5 protein-coding genes are annotated in these 17193 nt (G+C 70.4%); 2 read left to right on the top strand and 3 right to left on the bottom strand.

What is annotated here, in order from left to right:
• Positions 1–142: 142 nt before the first annotated feature.
• On the bottom strand, positions 143–1780 hold the full coding sequence (locus FDA38_RS12715; RefSeq protein WP_170989716.1) for a glycoside hydrolase family 13 protein: 1638 nt from the start codon (positions 1778–1780) through the stop codon (positions 143–145).
• Between the two features lie 108 nt (positions 1781–1888).
• On the opposite strand from FDA38_RS12715, the gene FDA38_RS12710 reads away from it, so the two are divergent.
• Complete coding sequence (locus FDA38_RS12710) at positions 1889–3097, top strand: ROK family transcriptional regulator (RefSeq protein ID WP_137254238.1); 1209 nt, start codon at positions 1889–1891, stop codon at positions 3095–3097.
• Here the strand turns inward: FDA38_RS12710 and nagZ are convergent.
• Positions 3094–4572 (bottom strand): beta-N-acetylhexosaminidase, encoded by a 1479-nt coding sequence (gene nagZ, locus FDA38_RS12705; RefSeq protein ID WP_137254237.1) that lies wholly within the window; start codon positions 4570–4572, stop codon positions 3094–3096. The genes FDA38_RS12710 and nagZ overlap by 4 nt on opposite strands.
• Positions 4573–4796: 224 nt before the next feature.
• Here nagZ and FDA38_RS12700 point away from each other — a divergent pair, with 224 nt between their 5' ends.
• The gene (locus FDA38_RS12700; protein WP_137254236.1) at positions 4797–5726 is read left to right on the top strand and encodes an ROK family protein; all 930 of its coding nucleotides are present in this window, start codon (positions 4797–4799) and stop codon (positions 5724–5726) included.
• 423 nt (positions 5727–6149) lie between these two features.
• On the opposite strand, the gene FDA38_RS12695 is transcribed toward FDA38_RS12700, so the two are convergent.
• The gene (locus tag FDA38_RS12695; protein ID WP_137254235.1) at positions 6150–16832 is read right to left on the bottom strand and encodes a non-ribosomal peptide synthetase/type I polyketide synthase; all 10683 of its coding nucleotides are present in this window, start codon (positions 16830–16832) and stop codon (positions 6150–6152) included.
• Between the last annotated feature and the right edge of the window lie 361 nt (positions 16833–17193).

Here is a 17193-nt window from a genome sequence, read left to right as displayed (position 1 = left end):
CAGTTCCGTCGGTGGGAGGGTGGAGGTGCGACCGCCCCGCCGCATCCGCCACCGCACCCGCTCCGACGGTTCGCTCCGGCCACAGGGGGAGGGCAGTCGACAGGGGCCGACGGCTTGACCGGAACGAGTCTGTAGAACCTGGCTAGATCAGCCAGGCAGTTGTGGCGCTCGGCAGCTTGTCGCCTTCGAGCGGACCGCTGGACAGCACGACAGCGGCGTCGGGCAGCTCGACCGGAGCCGCGCCGAAGTTCGTGATGCATTGCCAGCCGCCGTCGCGGGTGAAGTGCAGAACCCAGTCCGTCGCGTCCACCCAGGTCAGCGAGTTGCCGGTGCGCAGACCACGCCGTACGGCGAGAGCCTTGCGGTACATGCTGAGCGTCGACTCGTGGTCGCCGTCCTGCGCCTGGACGGAGTACGCCCCGAACCACTTCGGCTGCAGCAGGTGGGACCCGCCCGGACCGAAGCCGAACGACAGCCCGTCGACGGTCCACGGGATCGGCACCCGGCAGCCGTCGCGGCCCTTCTCGGCGCCCTTCGAGCGGAAGTACGCCGGGTCCTGCAGGTTCGCGGCCGGCAGCTCGCCGACCTCCTGCAGACCGAGCTCCTCGCCCTGGTACAGGTACGCCGATCCCGGCAGCGCGAGCATCAGCAGCGTCGCGGCGCGGGCCCGGCGCAGGCCGAGCGCGACGTCGACCGTCGGCTCGGTGCCGTTGCTCAGCAGCCAGTCCTTGCCGTCCTGCCAGCCGCCCTTCGGGTTCTTCGGCAGGCCGTAGCGGGTGGCGTGCCGGACGACGTCGTGGTTCGAGAACACCCAGGTCGATGACGAGCCGTTCTCCTCGGCGAGCGCGAGGTTCGCCTCGATCACCTTGCGGAACTTCTCGTACTCGAAGTCGGCCTGCAGCAGGTCGAAGTTGAACGCCTGCCCGAGCCCGTCGGCACTCGCGTACCGGGCCCGGCGGGCAGCCGGTACGAACGCCTCGGCCACGGCCGACTTCGGCGGGTCGTAGGTGTTCAGCAGGTTGCGCCAGTCGCGGTAGATCTCGTGGACGCCGTCCTGGTCCCACAGCGGGTGCTTGCCGTTCGACTCCGACTGCCGCGGCAGCGTGGCCTTCGACGGGAACGGCTCGGACAGGTCCTTCACCAGCGCGTGTGCGACATCGACGCGGAAGCCGTCGACCCCGCGGTCCGACCAGAACTTCAGCGTCTCCAGGAAGTCCGCGCGGACCTCCGGGTGCTGCCAGTTCAGGTCCGGCTGCTCGGCGGCGAACATGTGCAGGTACCACTGGCCGTCGTCGGTCTTGGCCCAGGCGGAACCGCCGAACACCGAGTCCCAGTCCGACGGCGGCTCGTCGGGGGCGCCGTCCGGGCTGTCGCGGAAGATGTACCGCTCCCTGGCCGACTCGCCCTTGGCCGCCTCGAGCGCCTCGACGAACCACTCGTGCCGGTCGGAGGTGTGGTTCGGGACGATGTCGACGATGAGCTTGATGCCCTCGGCGTGCAGCGCCTCGATCAGCTCGTCGAAGTCGTCCAGCGTGCCGAGCCGCGGGTCGACGTTGCGGTAGTCGTCCACGTCGTACCCGCCGTCGGCCAGCGCGGACGGGTAGAACGGGCTCAGCCAGACCGCGTCGATCCCCAGCGCCACCAGGTACGGGACTCGACTGATGATGCCCGGCAGGTCCCCGACGCCGTCACCGTTGGCGTCGGCGAAGCTGCGCGGGTAGATCTGGTAGACGACGGCTTGCCGCCACCAGTCGGGATCGGTCCTCTGCGGACTCGTCACGATCGCCTCACTCGGAATCTGTTGGTAACCCAGGGTTTATATATAGGCTCTAAATTTAGAATCTGCATGTATTCTGCGGTCGGTACGACGACAGGTCAAGGGGCTTTCATGGCAAAACCACCGGCTACCCCGCCGACGGCCACACCGACGATGTTGCGCCGGGTGAACGCGGGCAAGGTACTGGGCGTGCTCACCCGCGCGCGGGTGATGACTGGTACCGGCCTGATCGAGGCGACCGGCCTCACCCGCGCGACCGTGCACGCGGTCTGCAACGACCTGATCTCGATGGGCTGGGTGGTCGAGCTCGACCCGGGCCGTACGTCGGTCGGCCGCCCCTCGCGGCGGTTCGAGTACAACAACAACGCGGGGTATGTGCTCGGCATCGACATCGGCGCCTCGAAGACGACCGTGCTGGTCTCGGACCTGCGCGGCGAGACGGTGGCCAAGGCCGGGCGGTCCGCGGCCGGAGTGAAGACGCCGGTCGAGCGGACCGAGATCGTGCACGAGACGGTGATCGAGGCGCTCGCGTCCGCAGAGGTGTCGAACGAGCAGGTGCTGGTGGCAGGCGTCGGCGTCGCGGCACCGGTCGACCGGGAGGGAAACATCCTGGTCGACGACGAGTTCTGGCGGCGCTTCGACGGCGACCTGGCGAAGCGGTTGACCGAGCTGCACGGCTGGCCGGTCCTGCTGGAGAACGACGCGAACCTCGCCACCCTCGGCGAGCATTGGCGCGGCGAGGCGCGCAACGTCGACGACCTCGTCGTACTGCTGGCCGGCGAGCGGTTCGGATCCGGGCTGATGGACTCCGGGCGGCTGCTGCACGGTAGCCGCGGCGGCGCCGGCGAGATGGTGTTCCTCAAGCTGATCGAGGGCGTCGGCGACACCCACGGCATCGCCCGGATCGCCCGCGAGAACGGTACGGCGGCCGTCGCCGACCCGGCCGTCGAGACGTCGCTGCGCACGCTGGCCGACGGCGGCGAGGTGACCGCCGAGCAGGTGTTCAGCGCAGCGGCCGGGGGCGATGAAGTTGCCCTAGGCATCCTTCAGGAGATCGCCGCCCGGACCGCCCGGGTGATCGCCACCGTCGGCATCCTGTTCAACCCGGAGCTCGTCGTCCTCGGCGGCGCGGTCGCGGAGGCCGCCGCCGCGCTGCTGCCCGACCTCGAGAAGCACCTGGCCGGCTACACCAGTACGCCGCCGCGCATCGCCGTCTCGTCCCTCGGCGACGCGATCGTGTCCGTCGGCGCGGTCCGCCACGCCCTCAACTACGTCGAGCAGCACGCCCTCGATCTGGAGCTGGGCTGCCGCCCCAGCTAGCGGGTCAACTCCCTCGCGACGGCCTCCAGGACGACCAGGTTGCGGCCGGACGTGGTCGCAGAGGGCGTTCCTTCGGGGATCAGAGCCTGGTCCTCCGGGATGCCGGTGCACAGGACGAACACGTCATCGGGGTGCTTCTGCAGGAGGTGGGTGAGGGCTTCACGCATCCACGGCGTACGGCCGGCGTCCTGGATCGCGATCACGAGCGGCCGGCCCTCGGCGGCTGGGGCTGCCTTGGCGATCGCGTCGTTCTCGGGCTCGGTCGCGTTCGTCTCGCGGTGCTGACCACGCAGTACGACGCCGTCCGCGCCGGGAGCGATGCGGGTGAAGATCTCAGGGAGACCCGAGAAGTACGGGTTCCAGGCCGGGTGCAGGCCTTGGGTGAGGTCGACGACGTACGGCGCCGGGCCGAGCTCGGGGAACGACTGGTTGGCGACCACGCGGGCGGCGACCTCGCGGATCGGGGCGCCGTCGAGACCCGGCTGCCGGGTGCGCTGACCTAGCGAAGCGGCAAGGGCACGGACCCGGGCGGCCGCGTCGGCGACGCGCTCGGCCTTCAGCGTGCCGCCGCGCACGGCATCGGCGACGCGGTCGATCAGGGCGTGCGGGTCCGCAGTACCGACCGCGATCATCGCCAGGTCGGCGCCGGCGGCGATCGACTCGACCGCGGCGTCCTCGATCGACCGGTTCTTGGTGATCGCCTGCATCTCGAGCGCGTCGGTCGTGATGACCCCGGAGAAGCCGAGCTCCTCGCGCAGCAGTCCGGTCAGCACCCGGTGCGAGAGAGTGGCCGGCTGGTCGTCGTACGCCGAGAACACGATGTGAGCGCTCATCACGACGTCGGCCCCCGCGGCAATCGTCGCCCGGAACGGAGCGAGCTCGACCGCCTGGACCTCCTCGATCGAGCGGTCGACGCGTGGCAGGTCCGAGTGCGAGTCGACCGCCACGTCGCCGTGGCCCGGGAAGTGCTTGGGGCAGGCCGCGATCCCCGCCTCGTGGACGCCCTCGACGAACGCGACACCGTGGCGCGAGACGACGTCCGCAGTACGGCCGAACGAGCGGGTGGAGATGATCGGGTTCGCGGGGTTGCTGTTCACGTCGACCGACGGCGCGAGCATCAGGTCGATGCCGAGAGTGGCGAGCGTCGCCGCGGCGTCGCGGGCCGAGGCCCGGGTCAGGTCGAGGTCGTCCAGGTCGCCGAGCAGGCGCGGTGAGGCGAGCGGCCACGGGTTCGCCGGGGCGAGGTGGCTGAACTCGCCGCCCTCGTGGTCGATCGCCACGATCAGATCCGGGCGCTCCGCCCGCAGCGAGGCCGTCAGCGCGGCGACCTGCTCGGCGTCCGCGACGTTGCGGGTGAACAGGATGACCGCCCCGAGCCCACCGGCGACGCCCCGCCGGAGCTCGTCGGTGGCAGTCGTCCCACTGAAGCCGACAACCAGCGAGCCGGCGGCATCCCGATCCAGTTGATCACTCATCCCCCAACCCTCTCCTGCCGCGGGGTTCGCGCGCCAGCTGTCACCGGCGGCTAATAATTAGCCGCCTTTCGAGGCCTGGAGGGGCATCGTTGTCAGGACCTGTCATGGCAGTTAACTGCCGTCTTCCTGCGGGTTTACCGTGATTACTTGCATTCACCTCTGTCTGTTCGAGCCGACTACGGATAACGTTGTCTCTCGACCTGACCGCCCTGACCGGGGGGACGATGAGCGACGACGAAGCGATAGCGCGGGAGACCGTGCTGGGAATCGACATCGGCGGCACGAAGATGGCCGCCGCTTTGGTGTCCGCGGACGGCACGATTCTCACCGGCGACCGGATCCTCACCCCGCCCGGCGACGCCGATGAGGTGTTCGCCGCTCTCGGTGAGCTGATCAAGCGCGTCCGCGGCGACGTCATTCCCCTGGCTGTCGGCATCGGCTCCGCCGGTCCGCTCGACCAGCAGCACGGCCTGGTCTCCCCCGTGAACATCACCGGGTGGCGCAACTTCCCCTTGGTCGACCGGGTCCGGGCGCTGACCGGCGACGTACCCGTGGCTCTCGGTCTGGACGGGCACTGCTTCGCGCTCGGCGAGTTCTGGAGCGGCGCCGGCCGGGACGCGGAGACGCTGCTCGGGATCGTCGTGTCGACCGGCGTCGGCGGCGGCCTGGTCGTCGACGGCAAGCCGTGGATCGGGCAGTCCGGCAACGCGGCGCACATCGGCCATGTGGTCGTCGACCAGGACGGCGAGTCGTGCGCCTGCGGGTCGTACGGCTGCGTCGAGGCGTACGCGAGCGGCCCGCGGATGGTTGCCCGGGCGAAGCGGCGTGGATGGCGGACGGACGAGGACGTGGATGCCGCCGTACTGGCTGCTGACGCTGCGGCCGGTGACGAGCTCGCGCTGGCGATCTTCGACGACGGCGCGCAGGCGCTGGCCGCCGGGATCGTGGCGACCGCGGTCACGGTCGACCTGACCACGGTCGTGATCGGCGGCGGGGTCGCGAAGGCCGGGCCGGTGCTGTTCGACCCGGTGCAGGCGTGGGTGAAGCGACTGGCGCAGCTGCCGTTCGTCGCGGAGCTGACTGTGGAGCCGGCTCAGCTGGACAACGCCGGCCTGCTCGGCGCGGCGCACCTCGCCTGGGCCTCCGTCGCCTGAACCGCACACCTCGGTCCGCTCGGTAAGGCTTATCTCGCGCATCTTTGCGCAATTTTTACGAATATCGGCGATCTGTGTAACGCCTGCCCTACTCAGCCCGATTCAAGGGATGGATGGGGTGGGGGCACCGTCATCCGCAGACGGTTCAAGGGGGGCCTGGGACCGGCTGGAGCGGTTGATCGAGGGGGGCCTTGGATCAACCGGACACGTGAGCGGCGGGCGAGGAGACTCTCCCGCCGCAACCGTGTGACCCGCAGGTCGGGAACCACCGAGCTTCAGGAGGCGTCCGACCGACTTGGTGAGTGATCGATCTGGTGGAGGGACGAGATCGAACGCGGGTTCTGCATCGCGGACGGCGGTCGGTGGCTGCGGGAGGGCTGCTACTGAACCTGACCCCCCGCCCACGGTGCAGAACCGACCTCGCTACGGCTTGAGCCACTCCGGTTCCGGAAGGCGGGTGCGGTCGAGGCGGCCGTTGTCGTCCAGCGGGAGTTCCTCGATCGGGATCAGGTCCGCCGGAACCAGGTAGATCGGCAGTTCCTTGCCCAGGTCAAGCATCAGCCGCGCCAGTACGGCGGGGTCGCTGTCCTCGAGGACGACGTACCCGATCAGGCAGATGTCGCCGCCCGGATTCGCCTGGGCGACCACGACCGCGTCGACCACACCGGGCTGATCGGCCAGCACATGCTCGGTCTCGCCGGGCTCGACCCGGTGGCCGCGGATCTTCACCTGGTCGTCGGCGCGACCGAGGTACTCGAGCATGCCGTCGGCGCGCCAGCGGCCGAGGTCGCGGCTGCGGTACAGGCGCGCGCCCGGATGGCCCGGATCCGGTACGAAAGCCAGCTCGGTCTCCTCCGGCCGGCCGATGTAGCCCTGGGCCACCGCCGCGCCGCCGAGGTGGATCTCGCCGACGGCGCCGACCGGCACGGGCCGAAGGGCCGCGTCCAGCAGGCGTACGACGACACCCTCGATCGGGCGACCGATCGACGGACGGTCCTCGGCCGGGTCGACCTCGTGGATCGTGGTCACAATCGACGCCTCGGCCGGGCCGTACTCGTTGAACAGCCGGCAGTCCGGATGCGCGTCGAGGAAGTCTCGCACCTTGTGCGTGAGCACCATCGCCTCGCCGCCGGCGACGATCTCGCGCAGGGCGGGCAGCTCGGGCAGGCGGCGCATGGTCGCCAGCAACGCGGTCAGCGGGCTGAAGGCCATGAACAACCGCTCGACCTGGTGATCGCGCAGCGCCGCGACGACCGCGTCCGGGTCGTACCGGTCGTCCTCGCCGATCAGCACGAGCGCCGCGCCTGAAGCCAGGGTCGTGAACATCTCCTGCACGTGTACGTCGAAGCCGAACGATGTCCACTGCAACGTCCGCAGCGATCTCCTGGTCCGGAGGTAGTGCCGGACCAGGTTGACCGGGCCGCGGTGCGGGACGATGACGCCCTTCGGGTTCCCAGTCGAGCCGGACGTGTAGATGCAGTAGGCAACATCGTCCGCGGCGGCGCGCACCGGCGGGGCCTGGCGTGCTCTTGGGTCGCCGTCCGCTGCGGCTACCGGGACCAGTCGGAGGCCGAGCCGATCGGCCAGCGCTGCGTCGTCGCCGACCAGCGCGACCGCCGCGGCGTCCTGGACCATGAACGCCCAGCGGGACTCCGGTACGCCGGGATCCAGCGGGAGGTAGGCGGCGCCGGACTTGAGCACGGCGAGGACCGCGACAACCATTTCGGTGCCTCGGGCAACGCGTACGGCGACGAGCTGGCCGGGCTTGACGCCGAGGTCGACCAGTTGCCAGGCGACGGCGTTCGAGCGGCGGTCGAGTTCGGCGTACGTGAGCTCACGATCGCCTTGTACCAGCGCGATTGCGTCCGGCGTACGGGCGACCTGCTGCTCGAACAGGGTGTGCAGACCGCTGAGTTCGCCGGCGACGACCGCATCGCGGCGTGCCCGGCCGATCGGACCGGTCGGGTCGACGTCGCCCTCGAGTTCGCGGAGCGCCCTGAGGTCTGCCTCGATCGGGATGACGAGTTGGGGGATCCGGAGGTTCGGCCGGGTCGTTGCCCTACGCAACACTTCGGCGAGGTAGTCGAGCAGGCGCTCGATCGTTGCCTGCTCGAACAGTCCGGGGCGGTAGTCCGCCGTACAGGTGATGCCGGCACCGTGGTGGGTCAGGCGGAACCGGACGTCGACCGTCGCGGGCAGGTCGTCGTCGCCGTCCTCGAAGTCGACGAGGATCTGGAAGAGCGGCTCGCGCTCGAGTACGGCGAGGTCGGTGCCGGCGTGGTCGAAGGCGCCGGCGGTGATGTCGCGGACGCGCTGGGCGAGCTCGCCCAGGTCGGGCTCGCCGGAGAGGTCGATGCGGAGTGGGAGCGCGCGGCGGGGTGCGGTCGAGGTGTCGCCCTTCGGGCGGGTCAGCGCTGAACCGATGGTCACGTCTTCCTGGGCGGTGAACCGGCCGAGGACTGTGGAGACTGCGGCGAGCATGGTCATGACCGGACTGAGCTTGCGCTCGCGGCTGAAGGCGAAGACTGCGTCGCCGAGGTCTTCTTCCAACTCTTGCTTGACCGAGGCAACGGTGTCGTCACCGGCCGGGCGGACGTGGTCGGCCGGCAGCACCAAGGGCTCGGCTCCGGCCAGCAACTGATTCCAGTAGGCGAGATCGGCCCGGCGCTGGTCGGCATTTGCTTGCCGCTGCGCCGCAATCTCCAGATCACCATCAACCCAGGAACCGTCCGCCTGGTCCGCTGCGGCGACAGCCTCCACCGACGCCTCGGCTACAGCCTGCTTACCCTGCGCGCCTTCCGGCTCGTCAGCCTGCTTACCTTGCGCGACCTGCTCACCTTGCGCGACTCGCTTGCCTTGCGGCGCCTCTGCGGCCTGCTCGTCCCGTCCGGCCTGCTCCGTCGGCGTGGCGGCGTCTGCCTGCTGCGTCTCCTTGGCCGGCGCGGCGGCGTCTGCCTGCATCGTCTGCTCGACGCGGTCCGCGTTCTCGGACTCGTCTGTCTGGTCGCCGAGGAGGGCCAGCTGTTCGCGCATGAGTTGGGTGACGCCGTCGACCAACTGGCCTGCTACGCGGAGCTGCTGCGACATCAGCGCAGCCATACCGCTCCCCGGCAGCTCGGCCTCGCTGGTAGCCGCCGCGGCCTCATCCACCTTGGCCGCAAGCTCAGCCAGCCCCGACCCGAGCACAGCCAACGCCGCCCGCGGATCCCGCGCAACCGCCAGCCCACCCACCCGCTCAGCGGACTCCTCGACCGCAACATCACCCGCGGCCGCACCCTCCACAGACTCGGCAGACTCGGCACCTTCCGTACCACCGACCGCGTCCACCGATCCAGCACGCTCAGCCGGTTCAGCATCCTTCGCCGCCCCAGCCGTACCGGAACCGCGCACCGGCCCGGCATCAGCCGGCAACCCAGCGGTCTCGGCCGTCTCAGCGTCCTTCACCGGCTCCTCGTCGGCCTCCGGCTCGGCGGTTTGGACGGCTACTGCGGTCGCGAGCTTGTGCGGTGTCGTGTACGTGAGGAACAGATCGTCCGGCGTCAGCTCCGCCTCGAAGCGCCTGGTGATCTCGTCGATGACCGGCGCCATCGACGCCGGCGTCGCGCCCAACTCCGCGAACGTGTGGTCCACCGTCAGGTCGTACGGATCGAGGTTCAGCTGCTCACACGTCAGATCCAGTACGACGTTCAGCGATTCGCGATACCGCTCGGCCTCGCTCCCCGACAGCGCCCCGGCCTGCGTCAAATAGTCCGCGTCGATCGCATGCGTCTCGGCCGGGAGCGCGAACGGCGACCGCTCGCTCTCCTCGACCACCGCCGGCTCGGGCTCGACCGGCTGCGTCGGCGGGTCCAGCGGGATCCGCTTCACCGCAGCGTTCGACGGCGGGTCGAACACCGGCGACTGCGCCCGCGCGGCCCGTTCGAACGCGTTCGGCTGCCGCGCCGCGACCGCATTGTTGTCCCCGGCAACCGCCGTACCAGGACCGACCACAACCGTCACCGACGGATCCACCGGGTGGTACACGCGACGGAACGGGTACGTCGGCAACGGCACGCGCCCGCCGTCCGGGTAGACCTTGGCCCAGGCGATCTCGGTGCCCTGCTCGTACAGCTCGGCCAGCCCGTTCATCGTCGCGAGCACCGGGTCCTGGCCGAGGCGCTGCGCCGGGATCCACGTGCTGTTCGGCGCGATCCGTCGACCGGCAGGACTCAGTACGGCGTCCGGCCCGAGCTCCAGGAACCGCCGGCATCCAGCGGCCGTGACCGCCTCGACCGCATCCCCGAACAGCACCGGCTGCCGCAACTGCCCGACGAGATAGTCACCGTCGAGCACAGTCCCGGACTCGAGCAGATCACCGGACCAGCTCGACACCATCGGCGTCCGCAACGGCTTCAGCGTGATCTCGCCGACGATCTCGGCAAAGTCCGACAAGATTGGGTCGACCAACGAACTGTGGAACGCCCGGTCGACATCCAGCCGCTGCCAGGCGACCTCCAGCCGATCCAGTTGCGCCGCGAGCTGCCCGACGATCACCTCGGACCCGGTCAGCACGAACGACTGGGGACCGTTGCCTGCAGCAACCTCCACGCCGGCGGTGCGCGCAATCTCGCGAACCCGATCGGCATCCGCGCGAACCGACACCATCGCACCGGGAACGGTCCCGCGCTGCATCAGCTCGCCACGCTTCGCGGTCAGTCGTACGCCGTCCTGCAGCGACAACGCGCCCGCGACACACAGAGCGGCGTACTCCCCCACGCTGTGGCCGACGACGAGCGCGGGCTGCACACCGAACGACTGCCAAAGCCGCGCAAGTGCGAGCTCAAACGCGAACAGGGCCGGCTGCGCGGTCTCGGTCGGCCACACGCCTTCCGCAGTACCGGCCGCCGGGGTCAGCAGGAGCTCGAGCAGGCTGCCGCCGGTCTCCTCGTGATACACGCGGTCGCACTCGTCGAGCACCGACCGGAACACCGGGAAGCGCGCGGCGAGCCCGGCCGCCATCCCGCGACGCGCGGCGCCCTGTCCGGTGAAGGCATAGCCCAGCGGGCCAGGTCCACCACGCGGTGCTTCGGTTGCCTGCGCGGACCCGAGCGCCTCGACCAGCTCGGCCTCGGTGCCGCCCGCGACCGCGATCCGGTGCCGGTGCGCCGGGCGGCCGAGTGCCGCCGTACCGGCGAGGTCGATGAGTCGGTGCCCGGTGCCGTGGTCGAGGTCCGTGCGGTACAGCTCGACGAGGTCGGCGAGCGCGTCCGGATCGGGCGCGGAGAGCGGGAGTACGACGGGGCCGTCGTCGCCGCGGCGGATCTGCCGGGGCGCCTCCTCGAGGATCACGAGCGCATTGGTGCCGCCGGCATCGATCGCGCTGACGCCGGCGCGCAGCGTCGTACCGTCGGCGGTCCAATCGCGCGCCTCGGTCCCGATCACGAACGGGCTGCCGTCGAGGGCGAGCGCCGGGTTCGGCACGGTGTAGTTGATCGTCGGGACGAGCATCCGGTGCTGCAGCATCAGGATCGTCTTGATCAGGCCGGCCATACCCGCGGCGCTGTCGAGGTGGCCGATGTTCGGCTTCACCGAGCCGATCGTGCAGAAGCCGACCTTGTCCGTGTGCCTTCTGAGCGCGGTGGTCAGCGAGCGCATCTCGGCCGCGTCGGCGGTCGGGCTGCCGATCCCGTTCGCCTCGATGTAGCTGAGCGAGTCGGCGTCGAACCCGGCCCGCTCGAGCGCGCGCTCGATCAGTTCGACCTGGTTGCCCGACGGGGCGTCGGCGTTGCTGACCGCCGTACCGCGGATCACGGCGTACACCGTGTCGCCGTCGGCGAGGGCCTGGTCGAGACGCTTCAGCAGTACGGCGGCGACACCGTTGCCGCCAACCGTGCCGTCGGCGTCGGCCGCGAACGCGCGCACATGCCCACTCGGCGACAGGATCGACTCCGGCGTCGGGTGATAACTCGTTGCCTGAGGCACCTGTACGGCGGCGGCGCCGGCGAGCGCGAGATCCGCGTCGCCCGAACGCAACGCCTGGCAGGCCAGGTGTACTGCGACCAGCGAGGACGACCAGGCCGACTGCACGCCGATCGCGGGGCCGGTCAGACCGAGGCGGTAGGCGACGCGGGTGGCGAGGGAGTCGCGTGACTGGTGCTGGCGGTGGTAGAGGTTCATACCCGAGCCCGCGAACACGCCGACGCGGCCGGAAGTACCGGCGTACCCACCGTGCTCCAGAGCCTGATGACAAACCTCGAGGAACAACCGCTGGGCCGGATCCATCAGCTCGGCTTCGCGATCACTCAACCCGAAGAACTTCGCATCGAACGACTCGACGTGCTCCAACACGCCGCTGACAGCAACCGCCCCGTCAGCCTGCGCAACCTCCTCCGGCGAGAACCGCCGAACACTCTCCACACCCCCGACGAGGTTCTCCCAGAACTGCTCAACCCCCTCAGCCCCCGGGAACCGCCCGGCCACCCCCACCACAGCCACCGGCTCCACCACACCGACCTCAACCCGCGGCCCACCAGCCTCGCGGGCATCAGCTTCTGTGGCAGCCTTCGCAGCACTCGCCTCGGCAGGAGCCTCCGTGGCACCGGCAGGCGCGGTAGTCGCCGCGGACGCAACCGCAGCTACCTCGGCGGCACCGTCACCGGCTTCCTCGACCTCCGCACCCTCAGCCGACTCCGACTCCGCAGCCTCGAGATCACCGGTCGCGGTCGCCCCAGCCTCTCCCGGGGCGGTCACCTCAGCCTCAGCCGACGCAGCTACCGCGGCCTGGTCGGAAGCAGCTTCCTCGGATTCCCCGGTGCTGGACTCCCCGGCCTCCACAACAGCCGCATCCTGCCGACCGTCGGAAGCCTCGTCCACGACCGCCGCAGCCTCCGCCGCCACGCCATCCGAACCCTCTGACGTCTCGCCGGCCTCGGCCTCATCCGCCTCAGCTACATCCGCCTCAGCTACATCCGCCTCAGCTACATCCGCCTCAGCTACATCCGCCTCAGCTACATCCGCCTCAGCTACATCCGCCTCAGCTACATCCGCCTCAGCTACATCCGCCTCAGCTACATCCGCCTCAGCTACATCCGCCTCAGCTACATCCGCCTCAGCTACATCCGCCTCAGCTACATCCGCCTCAGCTACATCCGCCTCAGCTACATCCGCCTCAGCTACATCCGCCTCAGCTACATCCGCGTCCGCGGGTACGCCGTCCGACTCGACATCATCCGAGTCGGACGCGATCCGCTCATCCGAAGGCGCCTCGTCCTCGCGGTTGTCCTCAGGAGCATCCGCCTGCGTGGCGTCGTACTCGCGGTCCTGCTCCGCCTGTGCGCGGTCAGCCTGCTCCGGGTCGTAGGCGTTCGTCGACGGGGCGGCCGGCTCAGTCTCGCTGTCCTCTTGGTCAGCAGCCTGCGCCTCGACCGAGGCCGATGCCGCCTGCTCCTCCGGAGATTGCTCGTCGTCTGAGTCGTCTGAGTCGCCCGAAACGACCCGTGCGACGGTGGACTCGTCGCTGCCTGGTTCCTGGACGTCGTCATCCGCCGCAGACGGAGCGTCCACCGCGGCTGTGCCGACGTCGGACGAGGTCTGCTCGGCCACGGCCTCGCGATGAGACACAGCCCCCGCGTCCGTCTCGGACCCGGCAGCCTTATCAGTCGCCTCATTCTCAGCCGCGGGTGTTGCAGTCGGCTCGGAGTCGGGTCCGGCTCCTGTCGCCGGTCCTGTCTGCTCCGAGTTCGCGTTGGCGCCAGCTCCAGGTACTACGGCTGCTGCGGCGCCACTGCTCTCCGCTGCGGGTGAAGCCTTCGAAGCGGACTGCTCCTGGCTCGGCTCAGCTGCTGCGGTTGCGCTGGACGAAGACGGCGCGGCCTCGGATCCGACGTGTTGAGTCGCGGGCTCGGGCTCGTCCCGGCGTACCTCAGGCTCGGTCGTAGGTACGGCGACGGCTTCCGGTGCGGATGCTGCCGTCGTCTGCTCGGACTGGGTCGGGTTCGACTCATGCTCACCGGCAGACTCCGCGGTGGCTTCGGGTGCTTCAGGTGCAGAGGGCTCCACCGGCTCCGCGGTCTCCGCAGTCGGCTCGCGGTCTGCATCGGGTACGGCGTCAGCGGCGGTGGTCAGCTCGGCGTCAGCGCTAGTGGCCGGATCGGCGTCAGCGGCGGTGGCCGGATCGGCGTCAGCGCTGGTGGCCGGATCGGCGTCAGCGGCAGTGGTCGGCTCGGCCGCAGGTGATGGTGCCGTCTCGGGACCGGCGGTGGGCGACATGAATTCGCTGAGCGCGGGCGGTTCTGCGGCGGCGGTCGGTGCCTGGGACGACGACGCGGCGTCGGCCGAGTCGGCCTCGGTTGCGGGTACTTCGGTTGCGGGTACTTCGGTTGCGTCGCCGACGGGCTGGTCCACGGAGGCTGCCGAGGGCTCTTCGGGGGCCTTCGTTGCGGTCGGGTCGATACGGGTGAGCACGGCCGTCGGCGGCTCGGCGTCGGACGGCTCGGGAACAGACAGCTCAGGGCCTGAGGGGGCAGACGCCGACGGGTCGGACGCCCGACCGCCGGGCACCGGCTGAGCAGGCGCACCCGACTTCTGCGCGGCCGGCTCGTCCGCGATCGGGTCATCCCCGGTTGCCTCGTCCGCGGTTGACGCGTCCGTCGCCTCGTCCGCGGTCGACGCGTCCGTCGCCTCGTCCGCGGTCGACGCGTCCGTCGCCTCGTCCGCGGTTGACGCGTCCGTCGCCTCGTCTGCGGTTGGCTGGTCCGCAGTTGGGTCGGAGGATGCGGGCTCGGCGGCCGACGCATCGTCGTACGCCGCGGGTTCAGTCGTCGCGGACTCGGCCGGCTCCGAGGCAGGCGCGGTTGGCGCGGGGCCGGTCGGGGCGTGATCGGTCGGCGCGATGTCGGTGGCGACGGTGTCGCGCGCGGCAGGATCGGCGACCGGCTGCTCGGGGGAGGCCGCGGGGTTGGTTGCCGGGGTCGCGGACTCCGGCGACTCCACAGTTGGGGCGAGGGCGGTCGGAGCCGGAGCGGTCGGAGCGTGGTCGGCCGGGGCGGCGGTTGGTGCCGCAGAGGCCTCCGCCTCGGCGGCGGTTGGTGCCGCAGAGGCCTCCGCCTCAAAGTCGGCCGGGGCGGCGTTGGGTGTCGCGGGGGCGGTGGGCTCGGGAGGTGGGGTGCCGAGGGTGGGGCGGGAGGGGGGTGTGGGGATGGAGTTTTGGAGTTCGCGTTTCCAGGCCAGGCGGACTACCGGGAGTTCGGTGGTGCGTTCCGAGGGGTCCTCGTCGGCGTACGGCGTGGTCTCGGGGGTGGCGGACGGGCCTTGGCCGGTGGGGCCTGAGTTGGGGGTGGCGCCGGCTGGTTCTACGTGGGGGGCGGCGGGGGGTTGGAGGAGGGTGCCGTCGATCCATCGTTGCTTCAGTAGCGGGCGGAGGATCTTGCCGCCGGGAGTCGTCGGGAAGTCGCGACGCGGTACGCCGATGACCTGTGCGGGGAGGCCGAGGCGGGTCTGGATCAGGCTGCGGATGGCCTGGTCCATGCCGGGGACCGACTCGGGCGTCAGCGCGTAGAACACGACCAGGCGGTCGGTCCCGGACTCCTCGTCCGCGACGCCGCACGCCGCGACCAGTCCGTGTTCGGCGCCGACCACGGTCGTCGCGACGGACTCGATGTCGTGGGCGTAGTGGAGCTTGCCGGACATGATGATGCGTTCGCTGTCCCGGCCGGTGATGACGACCTGCCCACCGGTGATGAACCCTTGATCGCCGGTCGCGAGCCATTTGCGCGCCGGCCAGTTCCCCACCGGGAAGGCAGTGCGATCGGCCTCCAGGTTCCCGAGGTACCCAGGCGTCACCCGAGCCGACGCGACCTGCAGCTGACCGATCCGCCCTTCCGGCAGTACGGCGCCGTTCGGTGCCACGATGCGCACCGTCGTACCGGGCGCCGGTGCCCCGACGGACACCAGCGACAACACACCCGGCATCTCGGTCCGCGGCTTGCCCGGCCGCGCGACGGCGACCTTGCCGGACGACGGCCGCTGGTCCACCCACTCGACCACGCCGGTCGGTGGGATGCGGACCCGATGCACGTTCGGTGTCAGACCCGGCCGCGCGAAGGTGATCCCGGTGACCGTCTCCGTCATCCCCCACGCCGCGACGAAGGTCTCCGGTACGACGCCGAACCGGTTCGTCACGCGCAAGAACTCCGACATCACCGGCACGGTGATCTGCTCGCCGCCGCTGACCAGACTGCGCAGCGCGGACAGGTCCCAATGCCGGTCCGGCTCCCCCGCCACCGCGGCGGTCGCGAGCCGGTACCCGAAGTTCGGCGACCACGAATGGTTGACCCGGTGCTGGTCCATCAGGTCGAGCCAGCGCAGCGGGTTGGCGAGCACCCAGTCCGTGTTCACGTGGATGTTCGTGCACCCCGTGAACACCGGTAGCAGGTGGTACAGCAGGAACGCGCCGCTCCGATCGAGCGGCAACCAGTTCAGCGTCGTCTGCCCCGGCCGCACCGGCAGCATCGCCGGCGTACCAGCGGCGAACTCGACCAGCCCGCGATGCGTCAGCTGCACGATCTTCGGCGTACCGGTCGATCCCGACGACAGCATCAGTACGGCGACATCGTCCGCGGCGGGCCGGTGGAAGTCCGAGGTCGGCTCGTGGCCGGCCATCGCGTCGGGGTCGAGGACCGGCAGGCCGAGGTCGTTCGGGAGGTCGGACGGGCGGCCGATCAGGACCGTCCAGCCGAGCAGGTCGGTGATCTTGCGGAGCCGCTCGCGGCCTTCCTCGGTGCGGTCGCCGCCGGGGTTCGGCGCGACGAGCAGCGGACGGATGCCGCCGAGCGTGCAGGCCCAGAACGCGGCGAAGAACCCGACCGGCTCGGTGCAGTGCACGACCGCGGGATCACCCGCACGTACGCCGTTCGCGCGCAGGCCGGCCAGTATCCGGGCGGCCAGCTCGAGCAGCGTCGGGAAGTCCAGCTTGGTCTCGCGGCCGTCCGGCCCGATCTCGACCACTCCGGCACCGCTGAAGTCACGCGCGGCCCGGAGCAGTGCGCTCGGCAGGTCGCGTGGGTAGCCCGCGGGAATCATCAATGCCGGCCCGGTGGAGATCGCCGGCCGGTCTGCACCACTTCTCACGCCGATGCCACCACCAGCGGCAACTCGGGGTCAGGTGCGGGTACGACGGGACGCATGCACACGCCGGCTACGAGCGTAGAGACGCCGACCAGTTGGCGACCCACGGACACGCGCCTCCCGAACTGGACGGAGCGGGTTCAGGGCAGACCCGCCTCACTTCACACCGAAAGCAGCCCCGTATTTCCGCCGACCGGACGATGCCGTGACCGGGCGCACCCGGTATGTCATCGCGCCGACCGACAGCCGTGAACCCTACCAGCCGCGACCCGCCCTGGAGGAGTCCGTTCTCACCAGCCGATGGTTAAGAATTGTGCGACTCACGACACCGATCACAACGAGTGTCAGCGCGTTCCGATACGGC

Source organism: Kribbella jiaozuonensis, from assembly GCF_005233875.1.
GTDB classification, from domain to species: Bacteria; Actinomycetota; Actinomycetes; order Propionibacteriales; family Kribbellaceae; genus Kribbella; species Kribbella jiaozuonensis.
The sequence above is the reverse complement of the archived record's forward strand: the minus strand, read 5'-3'. Positions and strand labels throughout refer to the sequence as shown.